Source organism: Simplicispira sedimenti (assembly GCF_022760965.1).
In the GTDB taxonomy this organism is placed as follows: domain Bacteria; phylum Pseudomonadota; class Gammaproteobacteria; order Burkholderiales; family Burkholderiaceae_C; genus Simplicispira; species Simplicispira sedimenti.
This window is the reverse complement of sequence record NZ_JAKVIJ010000003.1, coordinates 99,304-117,341: the sequence shown is the minus strand read 5'-3', so window position 1 is coordinate 117,341 and position 18,038 is coordinate 99,304. Positions and strand designations below refer to the sequence as shown.

Sequence of the window (18,038 nt, the reverse complement as noted above, 5' to 3'; positions counted from 1 at the left end):
GATGATGAATTGAGAGGAACATGCCGTGTTTCGATGCCCTACCTTGCCGCTGGCACTGACCGCCGCACTGCTGCTGACGCCGCTGGCACAAGCCCAGGTGCCCCCCACGGCCAGCGAGATTGCCGCCTACCAGGGCCTGCACGCCGCCGCCGCGCGCGGCGATGTGCCGGCACTGCAGCGCCTGCTGGCCGCGCAGCCCGGCCCGGGCACCCTGAACGCACGCGATGCCCACGGGCGCACGCCGCTGCACGTGGCCACCTTCGCGCGCCAGCGCGAGGCGGTGCGCCTGCTGGCCCAGGCCGGCGCTGCGCTCGACCTGCTGGAGAACGACCGCTACGACGCCGTCACCATCGCCGCCGTGGCCGATGACGAGGACACGCTGCGCCTGCTGTTGCAGCTGGGCGCCAGCGCGAAGCAGGTGACCAGCCGCTACGACGGCACGGCGCTGATCGCCGCCGCCCACCTGGGGCACGCGGGCGTGGTGCGCCAGCTCATCGCGGCCGGCGCGCCGCTGGACCATGTGAACAACCTGCACTGGACGGCGCTGATCGAGTCCATCGTGCTCGGCGACGGCGGGGCGCGCCACCAGGCCACGCTGCAGGCGCTGCTGGACGCGGGCGCCAGCACCCGGCTCGCCGACCGCCATGGCAACACGCCACTGCAACTGGCGCGCCAGCGCGGCTATGACGCCATGGTGAAGATGCTGGAGGCGGCCGGCGCACGCCCGTGAAGGCGCGGAATGCTATTAAATCAGTAGCTGCCAGCGATTGATAGATAAGCGCTACAGGCCAATTTCATTCAGAGAATTCGCCGTCGGTCACCAGCCGCGCCTTCACGCTCTTGCCCTTGACGCGGCCGCTGTTGAGGCGCTGCACGGCTTGGGCGGCGATGGCGCGGTCCACTGCCACGTAGGTGGAGAAGTCGTTCACATTGATCTTGCCGACCTGCGCGCGCGTGAAGCCCATTTCGCCGGTGAGCGCACCCAGCACGTCGCCGGCGCGGATCTTCTCCTTGCGGCCGCCGATGATCTGCAGCGTGGCCATGGGCGGCAGCAGCGGGCCACTGCCGGTGGGCGTGAGTTCGGCCAGCGGGTACCAGCGCGACTCGCGGCCCTGCAGCTGCTCGATCTTGCCCACGCTGCCCATCTCGTCCAGGCTCGCCAGGCTCAGCGCCAGGCCCTCGGCGTCGCCCCGGCCGGTGCGGCCGATGCGGTGGATGTGCACCTCGGGGTCGGGTGTCACGTCCACGTTGATGACGGCGGCCAGGCTGGCGATGTCCAGCCCACGTGCGGCCACATCGGTGGCCACCAGCACCGAGCAGCTGCGGTTGGCAAAGCGCACCAGCACCTGGTCGCGTTCGCGCTGCTCCAGTTCGCCGAACAGCGCCAACGCGCTGTAGCCCTGCGCCTGCAGCACGGCCACGAGGTCGCGGCACTGCTGCTTGGTGTTGCAGAACGCGATGGACGACTCGGGCCGGAAATGGCCCAGCAGCAGCGACACCGCGTGCAGGCGCTCGGAATCCTTCACCTCGTACCAGCGCTGCTCGATCTTGGCCTCGGCGTGCTGCGCCTGCACCGTGACCTGCTGCGGGTTCTTCATGAACTGCGCGCTGAGCTTGGCGATGCCCTCCGGGTAGGTGGCCGAGAACAGCAGAGTCTGGCGTTCCTTGGGGCACTGGCGCGCCACGGTGGCGATGTCGTCGAAGAAGCCCATGTCGAGCATGCGGTCTGCCTCGTCGAGCACCAGGGTGTTCAGGGCTTCGAGCGTGAGGCTGCCACGCTCCAGGTGGTCCATCACGCGACCGGGCGTGCCCACCACGATGTGCGCGCCGTGCTCCAGGCTGGCGATCTGGCCGCGCAGCGGCACGCCGCCGCACAGTGTCACGACCTTGATGTTCTCCTCGGCGCGCGCCAGGCGGCGGACCTCGGTGGCCACCTGGTCGGCCAGCTCGCGCGTGGGGCACAGCACCAGCGCCTGCACGGCGAAACGGCGTGGGTTCAGGCGCGCCAGCAGGGCCAGGCCGAAGGCGGCCGTCTTGCCGCTGCCGGTGCTGGCCTGGGCAATCAGGTCCTGGCCCCGCAGCGCCAGCGGCAGGCTGGCCGCCTGGATGGGGGTCATCTGGGTGTAACCGAGCTGCTGCAGGTTGGCGAGCTGGGCGGCGCCCAGGGCCAGCGTGCTGAAGGCCGCGCCGGCTTGGTGGTCTTGGGAAGTCATGGGCAGGATTATCCGGCCCGGCGCCTCCGCGCCGTCACCCCCACAGCGCCATCACCCCCACGAAGGCCAGCGTATGCGCCACGATGCCCGGTGCCACGGCCAGCGCGTAGCGCCAGCCGCCGCTGGCCAGCGCCACCGCGCTCTTGCTGCCGGCATGCACCAGCAGCGCCGCCATCAGGGCCTGCGCCACGGCCGGCGCCATGGGGCTGGCGGGGCCGCCCTGCACCAACAGGGCCGCCGTCGCGGCGTGCACATCGGCCAGCGCGGCGAGCAGCGCGCCCGCCAGCATGCCGGCGTCGCCCTGCCAGCGCGTGAGCAGCTGCACGCCCAGTTGCACGGCCGTCAGCAAGGCGGCGATGAGCGCCGCGTCGCGCAGCTTGAACATGGCCGTGTCGGGCGGGAGTTGAGGACGGGTCGTTCCATCCTCCGGGCCGCCCGTCGCACCACGCACCCGCCACCAGCCCCAGGCCCCTGCCACCACGGCCCCGGCCAGCGCTGGCGCCCACAGCCGCGCCAGCCAGGCAGGCTGCACGGCGGCGGCCACCACGACGATCTGCGCCATGGTGGCCACACACGACAGCACGGCCGCGCCCGCCTGCGCGCGCACGGCCACGGTGCCCTCGCGCGCATCCATGCCCAGGCTGGCGATGGTTGCCGTGCTGGAGACAAACCCCGAAGCCAGCGCCGACAGCGCCATCGCCTGGCGTGCCTGCAGCAGGCGGCGACCCACATGCGCCAGCGACTGGATCACCAGCAGCACCAGCAGCAGGCGCATGACGACATGCGGGTTCAGCAGCCCCTGCCACAGCGCCTGATCGGGCACCAGCGGCGCCACCAGCAGCAGCAACGCCGCCAGGATCAGGCCGCTGCGCACCTCGACCGGCTGCAACCAATCGCGCGAGAACTGGTGCAGGCTGTCGCGCGCCGCCAGCAGGCCGGTGGCGGCAACGGCCAGCGCGGCGGCCAGCAACTGGTCGCTCGCGCACAGCACGCCGATCAGGTAGGCCAGCAGCAGGGCGATCTCGGTCGTCACGCCAGGGTCGCCCGAGCGGTCGCGCGCATAGGCCGTGACCGCCAGCGCCGCGATGAACACGCCCACCACGGCCACCAGAGCCGTGGAGCCGATCAACGCCGCCGCCGCGCCGCTGAGCGCGGCCAGCGCGAACGAGCGCACCCCCGCCAGCGAACGGAACGGCCCGTCCCCCTTGCGCCGTTCGCGCTCGATGCCCATGAGCAGCCCACAGCCCAGTGCACTGGCCAGCACCGCCATGGCGGCAGAAAAATCACTGCTTGCCTGCATAAACCCGTGTGTCGTGTGCAACTTGTCATCGTGCCAGAAAAAAGCCTTCCGACTGCGTTGCGGTGCAGCATGGGCAAAGACCTGGCAATGGGCTATAACAGAAACCTGCGCTGTCACGCACCCACCCAAGCCCTCTGCCTGGAACCCATGTCCGAGCCCTCTACCGCCACCGCTGCACTGCCCAGGGCGTACCAGGACGACGCACTGCTGCGTCTCATTGCGGATTCGGTGCCAGCGCTCATGGCGTACTACGAACTGCCGCGCCTGCAGTGCCGTTTTGCCAACCAGGGCTATGCGGCGTACAACGGGCATTCCACGCAATCCATCCTGGGGCTCACCGTAGAGCAGGCCATTGGCCGCCGGGCCTGGGAAGCCATCCGCCCCCATGTGGATCGCTGCATGCGGGGCGAGCGCGTCAAGTACACGCGCGAGCAAACGCTGCCCAGCGGCGAGATCCGCATGATTGAGGTCAACCTGATTCCGCACTTCGAGGGCCAGGCAGGCCCTGTGGGCGCCTTTGTGCTGATCAACGACATCACCGAACGCTGGCGCGCCGAAAGCATGGTGCGCCAAAGCGAAGAGCGCATGCGCAAGTTCTCCGAAGCGACGGACGAGGCCATCGTCTTCCATCGAGACGGCATCATCATCGACGGCAACGAGGCGCTGACGCGCCTGACCGGCTACCCGCTGCACGAAGTCCTGGGCCTGTCCATCTTCAGCTTCATTCACCCGGAATACCGATCCATTGCGTTGGAATACACCCGCAGCGGCTCCGAGCATCCCTACGAAGTGGCCATCACGCACAAGGACGGGCACAACATTCCGGTGGAGGTCGTGGGCAAGACCATGCCGCAACTGCACGGCGACTACCGCATCGTGGTGGCCCGCGACATCAGCGTACGCAAGAAGGTGGAGGAGCGCGAAGCCTTCCTCGCGCTGCACGACGCACTCACCGAGCTGCCCAACCGCCGCCACCTGATGGAGCAGCTCGAACGCCAGATCGCGCAAGCCCAGCAGGCCAACCGCCACCTGGCCGTGCTGTTCATCGACCTGGACCATTTCAAGACCGTGAACGACTCGCTGGGCCACCATGCCGGTGACCAGTTGCTGTGCGAGGTGGCGCACCGCTTCACGCGCTGCGTGCGCAGTGCCGACATCGTTGCGCGCCTGGGTGGGGACGAGTTCGTGATCGTACTCACCGACATCCACCACGCCGACGAGGCCGCCCTGGTGGCCGACAAGCTGCTGCAGGCCATGCAGTCGGTGTTCCCGCTGGAGCATGTGCCGGTCACGGTATCGCCCTCCATCGGCATCAGCCTGTTCCCGGAAGACGGCACCCGCGGCGATGTGCTGTTGCGCTGCGCCGATGCCGCCATGTACCACGCCAAGGAAAGCGGGCGTGGCAACCGCCAGTTCTTCCAGCCCGGCATGGACGGCAGCGCCATGCAGGTATTGCAGCAGGAGCGGCAACTGCGCGAGGCCATCGCCACAGGCGCCTTTGTGCTGCACTACCAGCCTCAGGTCAGCCTGCACGACGGCTCGCTGCAGGCGCTGGAGGCACTGGTGCGCTGGCAGCACCCCGAGCGCGGCCTGGTCGGGCCGGACGACTTCATCGGTTTTGCCGAATCGCGTGGGCTCATCACCCCCATCGGGCGCTGGGTCATGCTGGAGGCCTGCCGCCAGCTCAAGGCCTGGCAGGACCAGGGGCTGGCGCTGGTGCCGGTGTCTGTCAATCTCTCGGCGCTGGAATTCCGCCAGCGTGACATGGCAACCGAAGTCGCCGCCGTGCTGCGCCAGACGGGACTGGAGCCGCGCTTTCTGGAAGTGGAGCTGACCGAAACCGTGCTCATGCAGGACGCCGAACAGGTGCTCTTGACCCTTCAAGCCCTGCGGACACTGGGGGTCGGCGTCTCGATCGACGACTTCGGCACTGGCTACTCCTCGCTCAACTACCTCAAGCGCTACCCGCTGAACAAGCTCAAGATCGACCGCTCCTTCGTCACCGACATCCCGGACAACGCCGACGACGTGGCCATCGTCACCGCCATCGTGCAAATGGGTCACAGCCTGCAGCTGCGCACCGTGGCCGAGGGCGTGGAAACCCCCGCGCAGCAGGAGCTGCTGCGCCAGCTTGGCTGCGACATGGTGCAAGGCTTCCTCGTGTCGCGCCCGCTGGACGCACAGCAGACGCTGGAGTGGCTGTCGCGCCCGCAGTCTGCTGTCACATCCGACGCGCCGGGACGTGGACAATAGCTCCATGCCTTTGATCGCCGACTTCATCGCCCCGACCCGCCACACCGACCCGGCCGAAGCCCTGGCCCAGGTGCAGCGCATCTACCAGCAGCAGATCGGGCACCTGCGCCAGACCATGCAGCGCTATGTGGCTGGGGACACCCCCGAGCAGCCCGTGCGCGCGTTCTACCCCTTTGTGCGTGTGCAAACCAGCACCAACGCCCGCGCCGACACCAAGCTGGCCTATGGTTTTGTGGAGGGCCCCGGCCGCTACGAAACCACGCTCACCCGGCCCGACCTGTTTGCCAACTACTACCTGGAGCAGTTCCGCCTGCTGCGCAAGAACCATGGTGTGGAGCTGGAAGTGGGCACCAGCAGCCAGCCCATTCCCATCCACTTCTCGTTTGCCGAGCACGACCATGTGGAAGGCCAGCTCAGTGCCCAGCGCCGCCTGCTGATGCGCGATTTGTTTGACCTGCCCGACCTCACGGCCATGGACGACGGCATCGCCAACGGCACCTGGCAGCCCCGCCCCGGCGACGCGCAGCCGCTGTCGCTGTTCACCGCGCCGCGCGTGGACTACTCGCTGCACCGCCTGCGCCACTACACGGGCACGCAGCCCGAGTGGTTCCAGAACTTCGTGCTGTTCACCAACTACCAGTTCTATATCGACGAGTTCGTGCGCCTGGGCCACGCCGAGATGGCCAAGCCGGACAGCGAGTACATCGCCTTCATCGAGCCCGGCAACGTGGTCACACGCCGCGTGGGCCTGAGTGCCGAGGCGGGCGATGAGCTGGGCGCCGCGCCGCCGCGCCTGCCGCAAATGCCCGCCTACCACCTGGTGCGCAAGGATGCGAGTGGCATCACCATGGTCAACATCGGCGTGGGCCCGGCCAATGCCAAGACCATCACCGACCACATCGCCGTGCTGCGCCCGCACGCCTGGATGATGCTGGGCCACTGCGCCGGCCTGCGCAACACCCAGCAGCTGGGCGACTACGTGCTGGCCCACGCCTATGTGCGCGAAGACCATGTGCTCGACGAGGAGCTTCCGCTGTGGGTGCCCATTCCCGCGCTGTCGGAGATCCAGCTGGCGCTGGAGCAGGCGGTGGCCGACGTCACGTGCATGGGCCGCGACGAACTCAAGCGCATCATGCGCACCGGTACCGTGGCCAGCACCGACAACCGCAACTGGGAACTGCTGCCCGACAACCTGCCCCAGCGGCGCTTTTCCCAGAGCCGCGCGGTGGCGCTGGACATGGAGAGCGCAACCATCGCCGCCAACGGCTTCCGCTTCCGCGTGCCCTACGGCACGCTGCTGTGCGTCTCCGACAAGCCCCTGCACGGCGAGATCAAGCTGCCCGGCATGGCCAACCACTTCTACCGCGAGCGCGTGGACCAGCATCTGCGCATCGGCATGCGGGCCATCGACATCCTGCGCGATGGCGGTGTTCAGCGCCTGCACAGCCGCAAGCTGCGCAGTTTTGCTGAAGTGGCCTTCCAGTGAGCCTTGCGCACCTGGTATGAATCTGGATGTCACCACCCTGCTGATCGTGAACGTGGTCAACCTCGCTCTGACGGCGGGGACCTTGCCCTTCATCATGGGGCGCCAACTCAGCCGGGGCGCCTGGTTTGCACGCAGCGCACTCATCATGCAGGCCCTGGGCTGGCTGCTGATGATCAGCTCCGAGCAGTTCTCCGGCCATTGGCTGGACCGGGCGCTGTCGGTGACTTCCGTCTCCTGCATGGGCCTGGGCGAGTGGTGGATGTTCCGCGCCCTGGGGGCGTGGCTGGGGCCGCGGCGCTGGGGTCGCCTGCTGGCAGTGGTGTGCGTGCTCACGCCCATCGGCTATTTTTTGAGCTTTGACAGCTACCCCCTGCGCGTGGGCTGGACCAACTTCATGCTGGCCCTGCAACTGGTGCTGGTGGCGCAGGCCTGCCTGCACCCGGCCTCGGCCATGTCGGGGCGTTGGCGCTGGGTGATCATGGTGGGCCTGCTCGTGCTCGCAGGCTTCACCACGCTGCGCGGCATTCTGGGGGCCTTCTTCACCGAGCAGTACCCCAGCTTCACGGCCCCGCACCCCATCAACATGCTGGCCATGCTGGCCAGCAACGCCGCCATGGTGCTGGCCAACGTGGCTGTGCTGGTGGCCTGGCGCACCGAGGCCGAAGCCGAACTGCAATTGCAGGCCCAGACCGACCCGCTCAGCGGACTGCTCAACCGCCGGGGCTGGGACAGCCACGCTACCCCGCTGTGGAGCCATGCAAAGCGCCATGGACTGCCGCTGGGCCTGGTGATGCTGGACCTGGACCATTTCAAGCATGTCAACGACCGCTACGGCCACGAAACCGGTGACCTGGTCATTCGCGAACTGGGCAGCGCCTTGCGCTTCACGCTGCGCCGCAGCGACATTGCCGCACGCATGGGCGGCGAGGAATTTGCCGTTCTGCTGCCCTACAGCAGCGAGTCCGCCGCACGCAGCCTGTTTGCACGCCTGCGCCAGGCGCTGGAAACCCTGAACATTCCCGGCATGGACGAACCCGTGCGCCTGAGTGCCGGGCTGGCCCTGCTGGGGCCTGACGACACCAGCCTCGAAGCCCTGCGCGCCCGCGCCGACACCGCGCTGTACCAGGCCAAGGCCGAGGGCCGTGACCGCCTGGTGCTGGCCACCTCCACCGCAACGCCCCCTGCATCCCCTGCCCTGGCCGCATGACCGCACCCCTGCTACAAGCCCAAGACCTGCGCAAAACCTACGGCGACAGCACCGTGGTGAATGGCGTGTCGTTCGCCATCGAACCGGGCGAATGCCTGGGCGTCATCGGCCCCAACGGCGCTGGCAAAACCACCACCATCCGCATGTGCCTGGGCCTGACCACGCCCGACGGCGGCAGCATCCACTACCAGCCAGCCGGCGGCCCGCTGCTGCAGATGCCGCGCGACGCCCTGGCCATCAAGGCCGAGATCGGCGTGGTGACGCAGTTCGACTCGCTCGACCCGGACTTCACCTGCCTGGAGAACCTGCGCGTGTTCGGCCGCTATTTCGGCCTGGGCGCGCGGGTGATGGACGAGCGCGCGCCACGCCTGCTGGAGTTCGCCGCGCTCACGCACAAAGCCCACGCCAGGCCGGGCGAACTCTCGGGCGGCATGAAGCGGCGCCTGTCGCTGGCGCGCGCGCTGGTGAACGAGCCGCGCCTGCTGCTGCTCGACGAGCCCACCACCGGCCTGGACCCGCAGGCGCGCCACCTGATGTGGGAACGGCTGCAGCGTCTGGTGCAGGCGGGCACCTCCATCCTGCTGACCACGCACTTCATGGACGAGGCCGAGCGCCTGTGCTCGCGCCTGCTGGTGCTCGACCATGGCCGCAAGATCGCCGAGGGTGCGCCGCGCGCGCTGATCGCCGAGCACTTGGAGCCCGAGGTGGTGGAGGTGTACGGCGCGGGTGCCCTGGCGCTGGCGCAGGACGCTGCCCTGCAAGCCCTGGCGGCGCGCACCGAGGTCAGCGGCGAGACGGTGTTCTTCTACACCCGCGAAGCGCGCCCGCTGCTGGACGCGCTGCTGCAGCACCCGCACCTGCGCACGCTGCACCGGCCGGCGAACCTGGAGGATTTGTTCCTCAAGCTCACTGGGCGCCAGATTCGTGAGGATGGTTAGGCGCACCTGCACGCTCCTGAAAAAGGAGCTATCTGCGCTTGCAGCATAAGTGCCAGAGTCCGATTTGATCCTCAGACCTGGCGCGGCCGCACCTTGCCGGCCGCGAGCTTGGCGTTGGCGCGCGCCGTGTCCACATCGTCCGCGCGCGCCAGCGCCACGCCCATGCGGCGCTTGGCGAAGCTCTCGGGCTTGCCGAACAGGCGCAGATCGGTGCCCGGCACGCGCAATGCTTCATCGATGCCGTCGAACACGATGCCCGCCGCCTCCACACCACCGTAGATCACGGCGCTGGCGCCGGGATTGCGCAGCGTGGGGTCCACCGGCAGACCGAGGATGGCGCGGGCGTGCAGCTCGAATTCGCTCTGGTGCTGCGTGCACAGCGTGACCAGGCCGGTGTCGTGCGGGCGCGGGCTGACCTCGCTGAACCAGACCTGCTCGCCCTGCACGAACAGCTCCACGCCGAAGATCCCCTGGCCGCCCAGGTTGTCCGTCAAGGCCTTGGCAATCTCGCGCGACTTCTTCAGCGCGGCGGGGTGCATGGGGTGCGGCTGCCAGCTTTCCACGTAGTCGCCGCTCACCTGCACATGGCCGATGGGGTCGCAGAAATGCGTTTCGACCTGGCCGCCTTCGCCCACGGCGCGCACGGTGAGCTGCGTGATCTCGTAGTCGAAGTCGATGAAGCCCTCGACGATGACGCGCCCGTGGCTCACCCGGCCGCCGGCCATGGCGGTGTCCCAGGCTTTCTGGACATCATCAGGGCCGTCGATCTTGCTCTGGCCCTTGCCCGAGCTGCTCATCACCGGCTTGACGATACAGGGGTAGCCGATGCCGGCGTCAATCGCGGCCTGCAATTCGGCCAGCGAGTCGCAGAACCGGTAGGGGCTGGTGGGCAGGCCCAGCGTCTCGGCCGCGAGGCGGCGGATGCCCTCGCGGTCCATGGTCAGGCGCGCGGCGCGGGCCGTGGGGATCACGCGCACCCCACCCTCGGCCTCCAGTTGCTCCAGCATGGGCGTGGCGATGGCCTCGATCTCGGGCACCACCAGGTGCGGGCGCTCGGCCTCGATCAGCGCCTTGAGCTGCGCCGGGTCGCTCATGGCGATGGTGCGCGCGTGGTGCGCCACCTGCTGGCCGGGCGCGTGGTCGTAGCGGTCCACGGCGATGGTCTCCACGCCCAGGCGCTGCAGCGCGATCAGCACCTCCTTGCCGAGCTCGCCTGCGCCGAGCAGCATGACCTTGGTGGAATGGGGAGAGAGCGGGGTGCCGAGGGTTGTCATGGACCGTGGAAGTGGGAAGGAAACTGGCGGCTACTGTAATCGAGCGCCTCCGGCGGACGAGGACAGAGCGGCGGCAATTGCGCACAATACGCGCCATGTCCTCCCTCCCCCTGACCGGCACCCCTCCCGCATCGCCCTGGCGCCCGCCCGGCCTCTCGCTGCGCTGGTGGCCGGTGTTCCTGCGCAACCTGCTGGTGTGGCGCAAGCTCGCCATCCCCAGCCTGGTCGGCAACATCGCCGAGCCGCTGATGTGGCTGGTGGCCTTTGGCTACGGCATGGGCGCGCTCGTGGGCCAGATGCAGGTGGGCGGCCAGCAGGTGCCCTACATCCTGTTCCTGGCCAGCGGCTCGATCTGCATGAGCGCGATGAACGCCGCGAGCTTCGAGGCGCTGTACTCGGCCTTCTCGCGCATGCATGTGCAGAAGACCTGGGAGGGCATCATGAACACTCCCGTGGGGCTGGACGACGTGGTGCTGGCCGAGATGCTCTGGGCCGCCTTCAAGGCGCTGTTCACCGTGACGGCCATCATGGGGGTGATGCTCGCGCTGGGCATCAGCCACAGCCCCAAGCTGCTCGTGGCCTGGCCCGTGCTGCTGTGCGTGGGCATCATGTTCTCCAGCATCGCGCTGATCTTCAATGCGCTGGCCAAGGGCTACGACTTCTTCACCTACTACTTCACGCTGGTGCTCACGCCCATGATGTTCCTCTCGGGCGTGTTCTTCCCGCGCGAGCAGTTGCCCGGCGTGGTGCGCGCCATCTCCGACTGGCTGCCGCTGACCAACGCCGTCGAGCTGGTGCGCCCGCTGTTCATGGACCAGTGGCCCGCGCACCCGCTGCGCCACGGCCTGGTGATGGCGCTCACCACCGTCGCCGCCTACTGGGTGGCGCTGTCCCTGACGCGCCGCCGCTTCGCCGCCTGACCGCCATGACCGCACCCAGCCTGTTGAGCCCGGAGCACATCGCCATGGTGGACCGGGGTGTCTCGGTGATCGTGGCCTCGCGCGACGCCGCGTTCCGGCCGAGCATCATGCGCGGCGTGGGCAGCGCCATCAGCGCCGACGGCACGCAGGTCACCGTCTACCTGCGGCGCAGCCAGTCGCGCCAGCTCTTGCAGGACATCGAGGCCGGTGGAGGCGTGGCAGTGGTGTTCAGCGAACCACCCACGCACCGCACGCTGCAGCTCAAGGCCCGCACCGCCACCCTGCGCCCTGCAGGCCCAACCGATCAGCCACTGCTGGACAAGTACCTCGCCGCAATGCGGCACGAGCTGGCCCAGGTGGGCTACGGGTCTGACTATGTGGCCGCCATGCTGTCCGCGCCGCTGGCGGACGTGGTGGCCCTGCAGTTCACGCCGCAGGCGGCCTTCGACCAGACACCGGGGCCACGTGCCGGCGCGCCCCTGCCGACCGCTCTGCCATGACCGCCCCCTCGCTGCACGCCATCCGTCGCTGTCTCGAAGGGGCCATCCCGGCCATCATGGCCACCTGCGCCAACGACGGCACGCCCAACGTGGCCTACATCTCGCAGGTGGTCTACGTGGACGAGGGCCATGTGGCGCTGTCGTTCCAGTTCTTCAACAAGACGCGCGAGAACATCCTCGCCAACCCCCATGCCTCGGTGCTGGTGCTCGACCCGGTGACAGCGCGTTTCTACCGCCTGCACCTGCGCTACCTGCGCACGGAGACCACCGGGGCGTTGTTCGAGAGCATGAAGGCGCGGCTCTCCGGCATCGCGTCGCACAACGGCATGGCCGATGTGTTCCGTCTCAAGGGCTCCGATGTTTATGCCGTAGAGCACATCGACGCCATCGACGGCGAGGGCCTGCCGCCCGCGCCCGGCCGCACGGGTCTGCTGCACCGCCTGCGCCAATGCAGCGAGCGCATGGCCGCCTGTACCAGCCTGGACGAGCTGCTGCAGGGCGCGCTGGCCTGCCTGCGCGATGCCATGGACATCGAACACGCGATGGTGCTGATGCTCGACACCCCGGCCCGGCGCCTGTACACCGTGGCCAGCCGGGGCTACGCCACCTCGGGCGTAGGCTCGGAAATCGCACTGGGGCATGGCGTGATCGGCATGGCTGCGCGCGAGAACACACCGGTGCGCATCAGCCACATGACACATGCCGCGCTCTACAGCCACGCCATGCGCAGCAGCCTGGAGGCGGGCGCGGAGCATGGCGGCGCCGAGCCCCCGGGCTTGGACATTCCCTACCCCGGCCTGCCTGAACCGCACAGCCAGCTCGCCGTGCCCATGGTGGCGGCCGGGCGCGTGCTCGGCGTGCTGTTCGTCGAGAGCCCGCGGGACCTGGCGTTCGACTTCGAGGACGAGGACATGCTCGTCGCCTTGGCGGGCCATCTGGGCGCGGCCATCGACCTGCTGCAGGCCACGCCCGAAGGCGCCGACACGGCCACCCCCGCCACCGCGCTGGCGCCGGCCGTGAGCGGCGCGCCCGTGCGCGTGCGCCATTACCCGGCCAACGACAGCGTTTTCATCAACGACGACTACCTCATCAAGGGCGTGGCGGGCGCCATCTTCTGGAAGCTGTTGCGTGACTACGTGCACGCCGGCCGCACCGAATTCACCAACCGCGAACTGCGGCTCGACCCCTCGATCCGCCTGCCCGACGTGGCCGACAACCTGGAAGCGCGCCTGCTGCTGCTGCAGCGCCGCCTGCAGGAGAACACCCCACCCATGCGCATCGAGAAGACCGGGCGCGGGCGCTTTCGCCTGTGCGTCGCCTGCCCGGTGCTGCTCGAAGAACAGCCGGGCTGAGCCTCAACGCGCGGCAGCCGCCGCCATGCCCAGGCCTGCCATCAGCTTGTCCCACTCGCGCGCGGTGAGGTGCGGACGCACCACGTCGAGCACGGCACCAAAGGCTTCTGCTGGTGCCTGCTGGCGCATTTCACCGAGCAGGGCCACGCGCTCGGCCGGCGCCATGAAAGGCACCATCCAGCGCATCACCAGCATCATTTCGCCGGGGGGAATCGACGACACCAGCGCGCCGTGCACGGCCATCAGCTCGTCGTCGGTGTAGTGCTGCCACAGCGCCGCGTTGTGCGCGGTCTCTTCGAGGTGCATGTGCTCGAAGTTGTGCGCCACGAACAGCGCCAGCGCGTGGTACAGCGCCTGGGCGCGTGGCGCGCGGTCGGCGCGCGCGCAGGCCATCAGGTCGGCCACGGCACGCACCAGGCGCAGGATGGCCCGCTCGTGGCCCTCGTGCTCATCCGCCACCGCCAGGCTGCCGCCCTGGGCGCGGGCTTCGATGGCCGGGTGCACGAAGCGGTTCTCATGCTCCAGATGGGCCTGGAGCACATCGAGCAGTTGCGCCACGCGCTGGCAGCCCTGGGCAAAGTCGAGGTCGTCCTCCACATCCATGCGGCCCAGGCCCAGCAGGGTGTCGGTCATGAAGGCGCGCAGCGCCTTGTGGATGCCGGCGTACAGATCCACGCGCGGCACGGTGGGTTGGGTAGCGGCGATTTCGGCAATTTCACGGGTATCGATCTTCATCACATTCTTTCCTGGCCCCTGGAGGCCTGCTTTCGGCACGGCGGAAACCGTGCCGGGCCGGGTGCACCATGCACCCGCAACCGTGGAATGAAGTCTAGAAATCGCCGCCTTCGCGCGCTGTTAAAAATCCCTTAATCGAACCCTATTCCATCCTTAAAAACACCATCGTCCGCCAACTGCGTGAATTCCGTCACGCCGCGGCGCGCACCATATCGACGGCCTTTTCCGCGATCATGATGGTGGGCGCATTGGTGTTGCCGCTGACGATGCGCGGCATGATGGACGCATCGACGACGCGCAGGCCCTGCACGCCGCGCACGCGCAGCTGCGCATCGACCACGTCGTGTTCGCCCGGGCCCATGCGGCAGGTGCCCACGGGGTGGTAGATGGTGTCGGCATATTGGCGGATATAGGCCTCGATCTCGGTGTCGGATTCGAGGATTTCCGGTGCGCCATGGCGCGCCAGCGCGGGCTGCGCCAGGATTTCCTGCATACGCCGAAAGCCGTGCACCATGCGGTCCATGTCGGCGCGCTCGCCCAGGAAGTTCGGGTCCACCAGCGGCAGCGCCATCGGGTCGCCGCTGGCGAGCTGCACGCTGCCCCGGCTCACGGGCTGCAGCAGGCAAACATGGCAGGAATGGCCGTGGCCCAGCACCGTCTTGCGGCCGTGGTCCACCAGCTTGCCGATGACGAAATGCAGTTGCACGTCGGGTGCCGTTTCCGAAGGCTGGCTGCGGATGAAGCCCCCCGCCTCGGCGAAGTTGGTCGTCAGCATGCCGCTGCGCAGACGCCGCCATTCCTGCACCCCGCGCACGATGCGCGCCACGCCGGGCACCGAGATGCCTAACAGCTCGCTCTGCCCCGGCGCGTCGACCACGCGCACCACGTCGGGATGGTCGTGCAGGTGCGCGCCCACGCCCGGCTGGTCGTGCAGCACGGCAATTCCGTGGCGCTGCAGCTGCGCCCCGGGGCCAATGCCCGAGAGCCTGAGCAGTTGCGGCGACAGCAGCGCGCCCGCGCTCAGCAGCACCTCGCGCTTGCAGCGCAGCTGCTGCAGGCGACTGCCCTGGCGGAATTCCACGCCCACGGCGCGGTGCCCGTCGAACAGCACGCGCGTGGCGCGCGCCCCGGTGAGCACCTGCAGGTTGGGCCGCGCCAGGTGCGGCGTGAGGTAGGCCTTGGCGGCGCTGAAGCGCTCACCATTGCGGTGCGTGACCTGGTATTCGCCCACGCCTTCCTGCGTGGCACCGTTGAAGTCGCGGTTGTGCGCGTGGCCCGCCTGCACGCCGGCCTCGACGAACACGCGGCCGAAGCGGTTGGGCGAACGCAGGTCCATCACGTTGAGGGGGCCACCCGTGGCGTGCCAGGCGTCGGCGCCGCGCTCGTTGTTCTCGGAGCGCAGGAAGTATGGCAACACGTCGCTCCAGCCCCAGCCCGGGTTGCCCTGCGCGGCCCAGTGGTCGTAGTCCTGCGGCTGGCCGCGCGCGTAGATCATGGCGTTGATGGAGCTGGAGCCGCCCAGCACCTTGCCGCGCGGCTGGTAGCCCCGGCGTCCGCCCAGGCCCGGCTGCGGGGTGGTGTTCAGCCCCCAGCCGTTGAGCATGTACTTGGCCATCACTGCCAGCCCCGCCGGGCAGTGGATCAACACGCTGCCGTCCGCCGGGCCGGCCTCCAGCAGGCACACGCGCACTGCGGGGTCTTCGCTCAGGCGCCCGGCGAGCACGCAACCGGCCGAACCACCACCCACCACGATGTAGTCGAACATATCCGCCTCCTCCGTGTTTGATACACCTTAACCTAAAGAGAGGGTCAATGCCGCTACGATGGCGGCTGTTGTTTCACTTTGAAGAGAGCACTCCACATGAGCATCACCACGGTTGGCATCATCGGCGCGGGCACCATGGGCAACGGTATCGCGCAGGCCTGCGCGGTCTCGGGCATCAACGTCGTCATGGTCGATATTTCTGACGCAGCGGTCCAGAAGGGCCTGGCCACGGTTTCGGGCAGCCTGGACCGCCTGATCAAGAAGGAAAAGATCACCCAGGCCGACAAGGACACGGCCCTGGCGCGCATCAAGACCTCCACCAGCTACGACGACCTCAAGGCCGCGCAGCTCGTCATCGAGGCCGCCACCGAGAACTACGAGCTCAAGCTCAAGATCCTCCAGCAGGTGGACGGCATCGTCGCGCCCGAGGTCATCATTGCCTCGAACACCTCGTCGATCTCCATCACCAAGCTGGCCGCCGCCACCAGCCGCGCCGACAGGTTCATCGGCATGCATTTCTTCAACCCCGTGCCCATGATGGCGCTGGTGGAAATCATCCGCGGCCTGCAGACCAGCGATGCCACGCACGACGCCGTCAAGGCCATGGCGCTGGCGCTGGGCAAGAGCCCCATCACCGTGAAGAACGCCCCCGGCTTCGTGGTCAACCGCATCCTGGTGCCCATGATCAACGAGGCCTTCTTCGTGCTCGCCGAGGGCCTGGCCACGCCCGAGGACATCGACGCCGGCATGAAGCTCGGCTGCAACCAGCCCATCGGTCCGCTGGCCCTGGCCGACATGGTGGGCCTGGACGTGTGCCTGGCCGTGATGGACGTGTACCTCGCCGAGTTCGGCGACAGCAAGTACCGCGCCTGCCCGCTGCTGCGCGAAATGGTGGCCGCCGGCCGCCTGGGCCGCAAGACGGGCAGCGGCGTGTACCAGTACTGAGCACCGCGCTCCCCTTCCAGGCCGGGCGGTTTCGTCCGGCCTTTTTCTTGGCGTTTCATGGTCAAAATGCCCTGTAGCACTCACCCATAAAGCGCAACTAGCTCCTTTTTCAGGAGCGCTTGGTTCTATCCCCTGTGTTTCAGAGGGCCTTCCAGTGATTTAATTGCACACAATTTAATTGTCAGCAATAATTCATCCTATGCCTACCGAACACACCACCGAGAGCCCCAGCCCACCCATCCTGTGGCTCGACAACCAGGTCTGCTTCGCGCTGTATTCCACCTCGCTGGCGATGACCAAGCTCTACAAGCCGCTGCTCGACGCCATCGGCCTGACCTATCCGCAGTACCTCGTGATGCTGGTGCTGTGGGAGCAGGACGGCCCCACCGTCTCCGAACTCGGCGAGCGCCTGTTCCTCGACTCCGGCACGCTGACGCCGCTGCTCAAACGCCTCGAAACCTCGGGCCTAGTGGAACGCCAGCGCGATCCGCAGGACGAGCGCCGCGTGCGCATCCGCCTCACGCCGCAGGGCCGTGCGCTGCGCGAGCGGGCCGAAAGCGTGCCCGCCTGCGTGCTGCGGGGCAGCCACACCCCGCTGCCCGAACTGCACGCGCTGACGCTCCAGCTCCAGGCGCTGCGCGCCCAGTTGGCCCCGGCCTGACACCTCCGATTCACCCCCCGCCCGCTCCGGGCACCACCTGCAAAGGAAAGCACCATGACCACGCTCGACAAAGTCCTCTACACCGCCCGCGCCCACACCACCGGGGGCCGCGACGGCGCCTCGCGCACCGACGACGGCCGCCTGGACGTGAAGCTGTCCTCGCCCGGCACCTCGGGCACCGGCACCAACCCCGAGCAGCTGTTCGCCGCCGGCTACTCGGCCTGCTTCATCGGCGCACTCAAGGCCGTGGGCGGCATGCAGAAAATCGCCATCCCGCAGGACGTGGCCGTGGACGCCGAGGTGGACCTCGGCCCCATCACCGGCGGCTATGGCATCGCCGTGCGCCTGCAAGTGCACCTGCCTGGCATGGACCGCGCCGCCGCCCAGGCGCTGGTGGACGCGGCCCACAAGGTCTGCCCCTACTCCAACGCCACGCGCGGCAACATCGATGTGACGATCACGCTGGGTTGAAGTCACCCCCCTGTGTCG

General features: G+C 68.4%; 16 protein-coding genes. 11 read left to right on the top strand and 5 right to left on the bottom strand.

Translation table 11 applies throughout. The features are described from left to right. Window positions 1-25: 25 nt before the first annotated feature. Window positions 26-730 (top strand): ankyrin repeat domain-containing protein, encoded by a 705-nt coding sequence (locus MJ602_RS04755; RefSeq protein ID WP_423246687.1) that lies wholly within the window; start codon window positions 26-28, stop codon window positions 728-730. Window positions 731-794: 64 nt separating this feature from the next. Here MJ602_RS04755 and dbpA read toward each other — a convergent pair whose 3' ends face one another. Further along, window positions 795-2,213, bottom strand: a complete 1,419-nt coding sequence (gene dbpA / locus MJ602_RS04750) for an ATP-dependent RNA helicase DbpA (protein WP_243019671.1) — start codon at window positions 2,211-2,213, stop codon at window positions 795-797. Between the two features lie 34 nt (window positions 2,214-2,247). Further along, window positions 2,248-3,483: a DUF4010 domain-containing protein gene (locus MJ602_RS04745; protein WP_243019670.1), complete on the bottom strand. Its 1,236-nt coding sequence runs from the start codon at window positions 3,481-3,483 to the stop codon at window positions 2,248-2,250. 177 nt (window positions 3,484-3,660) lie between these two features. Here MJ602_RS04745 and MJ602_RS04740 point away from each other — a divergent pair, with 177 nt between their 5' ends. Genes MJ602_RS04740 through MJ602_RS04725 form a run of 4 tightly spaced genes read left to right on the top strand, consistent with a single transcriptional unit; the run spans window position 3,661 to window position 9,397 of the window. After that, complete coding sequence (locus MJ602_RS04740; protein ID WP_243019668.1) at window positions 3,661-5,766, top strand: putative bifunctional diguanylate cyclase/phosphodiesterase; 2,106 nt, start codon at window positions 3,661-3,663, stop codon at window positions 5,764-5,766. A 4-nt stretch (window positions 5,767-5,770) separates the two neighbouring features. Next, window positions 5,771-7,252: an AMP nucleosidase gene (locus MJ602_RS04735; RefSeq protein ID WP_243019666.1), complete on the top strand. Its 1,482-nt coding sequence runs from the start codon at window positions 5,771-5,773 to the stop codon at window positions 7,250-7,252. 16 nt (window positions 7,253-7,268) lie between these two features. Then, entirely contained in the window at window positions 7,269-8,459 is a 1,191-nt protein-coding gene (locus tag MJ602_RS04730) for a GGDEF domain-containing protein (protein ID WP_243019664.1), read from the top strand. Beyond that, entirely contained in the window at window positions 8,456-9,397 is a 942-nt protein-coding gene (locus MJ602_RS04725) for an ATP-binding cassette domain-containing protein (RefSeq protein WP_243019662.1), read from the top strand. Before MJ602_RS04730 ends, MJ602_RS04725 begins: the two co-directional genes overlap by 4 nt. Window positions 9,398-9,468: 71 nt before the next feature. On the opposite strand, the gene purT is transcribed toward MJ602_RS04725, so the two are convergent. After that, complete coding sequence (purT, locus tag MJ602_RS04720; RefSeq protein WP_243019660.1) at window positions 9,469-10,671, bottom strand: formate-dependent phosphoribosylglycinamide formyltransferase; 1,203 nt, start codon at window positions 10,669-10,671, stop codon at window positions 9,469-9,471. 95 nt (window positions 10,672-10,766) lie between these two features. Here purT and MJ602_RS04715 point away from each other — a divergent pair, with 95 nt between their 5' ends. Genes MJ602_RS04715 through MJ602_RS04705 form a run of 3 tightly spaced genes read left to right on the top strand, consistent with a single transcriptional unit; the run spans window position 10,767 to window position 13,443 of the window. Next, window positions 10,767-11,591, top strand: a complete 825-nt coding sequence (locus MJ602_RS04715) for an ABC transporter permease (protein WP_243019658.1) — start codon at window positions 10,767-10,769, stop codon at window positions 11,589-11,591. A 5-nt stretch (window positions 11,592-11,596) separates the two neighbouring features. Beyond that, the gene (locus MJ602_RS04710) at window positions 11,597-12,091 is read left to right on the top strand and encodes a hypothetical protein (RefSeq protein ID WP_243019656.1); all 495 of its coding nucleotides are present in this window, start codon (window positions 11,597-11,599) and stop codon (window positions 12,089-12,091) included. After that, complete coding sequence (locus MJ602_RS04705) at window positions 12,088-13,443, top strand: GAF domain-containing protein (RefSeq protein WP_243019654.1); 1,356 nt, start codon at window positions 12,088-12,090, stop codon at window positions 13,441-13,443. The genes MJ602_RS04710 and MJ602_RS04705 overlap by 4 nt, the downstream gene beginning before the upstream one ends. A gap of 3 nt (window positions 13,444-13,446) precedes the next feature. Here MJ602_RS04705 and MJ602_RS04700 read toward each other — a convergent pair whose 3' ends face one another. Together MJ602_RS04700 and MJ602_RS04695 are read right to left on the bottom strand one after the other, a co-directional pair. Next, window positions 13,447-14,178: a hemerythrin domain-containing protein gene (locus tag MJ602_RS04700; RefSeq protein WP_243019653.1), complete on the bottom strand. Its 732-nt coding sequence runs from the start codon at window positions 14,176-14,178 to the stop codon at window positions 13,447-13,449. Window positions 14,179-14,368: 190 nt separating this feature from the next. Then, window positions 14,369-15,943 (bottom strand): GMC family oxidoreductase, encoded by a 1,575-nt coding sequence (locus tag MJ602_RS04695; protein ID WP_243019652.1) that lies wholly within the window; start codon window positions 15,941-15,943, stop codon window positions 14,369-14,371. Between the two features lie 96 nt (window positions 15,944-16,039). On the opposite strand from MJ602_RS04695, the gene MJ602_RS04690 reads away from it, so the two are divergent. The 3 genes from MJ602_RS04690 to MJ602_RS04680 all read left to right on the top strand — a co-directional run bounded on the left by MJ602_RS04690 (window position 16,040) and on the right by MJ602_RS04680 (window position 18,020). Beyond that, complete coding sequence (locus MJ602_RS04690) at window positions 16,040-16,888, top strand: 3-hydroxybutyryl-CoA dehydrogenase (RefSeq protein ID WP_243019650.1); 849 nt, start codon at window positions 16,040-16,042, stop codon at window positions 16,886-16,888. Between the two features lie 199 nt (window positions 16,889-17,087). Beyond that, window positions 17,088-17,549, top strand: coding sequence for a MarR family winged helix-turn-helix transcriptional regulator (locus tag MJ602_RS04685; protein ID WP_162017558.1), 462 nt, complete (start codon window positions 17,088-17,090; stop codon window positions 17,547-17,549). Window positions 17,550-17,603: 54 nt separating this feature from the next. Then, complete coding sequence (locus MJ602_RS04680; RefSeq protein WP_162017559.1) at window positions 17,604-18,020, top strand: organic hydroperoxide resistance protein; 417 nt, start codon at window positions 17,604-17,606, stop codon at window positions 18,018-18,020. Window positions 18,021-18,038: the final 18 nt, after the last annotated feature.

Coding starts and splice junctions, on each gene's coding strand:
- dbpA (WP_243019671.1), bottom strand. CDS start 2,213: ATGACTTCCCAAGACCACCAAGCCGGCGCGGCCTTCAGCACGCTGGCC.
- MJ602_RS04745 (WP_243019670.1), bottom strand. CDS start 3,483: ATGGCGGTGCTGGCCAGTGCACTGGGCTGTGGGCTGCTCATGGGCATC.
- MJ602_RS04740 (WP_243019668.1), top strand. CDS start 3,661: ATGTCCGAGCCCTCTACCGCCACCGCTGCACTGCCCAGGGCGTACCAG.
- MJ602_RS04735 (WP_243019666.1), top strand. CDS start 5,771: ATGCCTTTGATCGCCGACTTCATCGCCCCGACCCGCCACACCGACCCG.
- MJ602_RS04730 (WP_243019664.1), top strand. CDS start 7,269: ATGAATCTGGATGTCACCACCCTGCTGATCGTGAACGTGGTCAACCTC.
- MJ602_RS04725 (WP_243019662.1), top strand. CDS start 8,456: ATGACCGCACCCCTGCTACAAGCCCAAGACCTGCGCAAAACCTACGGC.
- purT (WP_243019660.1), bottom strand. CDS start 10,671: ATGACAACCCTCGGCACCCCGCTCTCTCCCCATTCCACCAAGGTCATG.
- MJ602_RS04715 (WP_243019658.1), top strand. CDS start 10,767: ATGTCCTCCCTCCCCCTGACCGGCACCCCTCCCGCATCGCCCTGGCGC.
- MJ602_RS04710 (WP_243019656.1), top strand. CDS start 11,597: ATGACCGCACCCAGCCTGTTGAGCCCGGAGCACATCGCCATGGTGGAC.
- MJ602_RS04705 (WP_243019654.1), top strand. CDS start 12,088: ATGACCGCCCCCTCGCTGCACGCCATCCGTCGCTGTCTCGAAGGGGCC.
- MJ602_RS04700 (WP_243019653.1), bottom strand. CDS start 14,178: ATGAAGATCGATACCCGTGAAATTGCCGAAATCGCCGCTACCCAACCC.
- MJ602_RS04695 (WP_243019652.1), bottom strand. CDS start 15,943: ATGTTCGACTACATCGTGGTGGGTGGTGGTTCGGCCGGTTGCGTGCTC.
- MJ602_RS04690 (WP_243019650.1), top strand. CDS start 16,040: ATGAGCATCACCACGGTTGGCATCATCGGCGCGGGCACCATGGGCAAC.
- MJ602_RS04685 (WP_162017558.1), top strand. CDS start 17,088: ATGCCTACCGAACACACCACCGAGAGCCCCAGCCCACCCATCCTGTGG.
- MJ602_RS04680 (WP_162017559.1), top strand. CDS start 17,604: ATGACCACGCTCGACAAAGTCCTCTACACCGCCCGCGCCCACACCACC.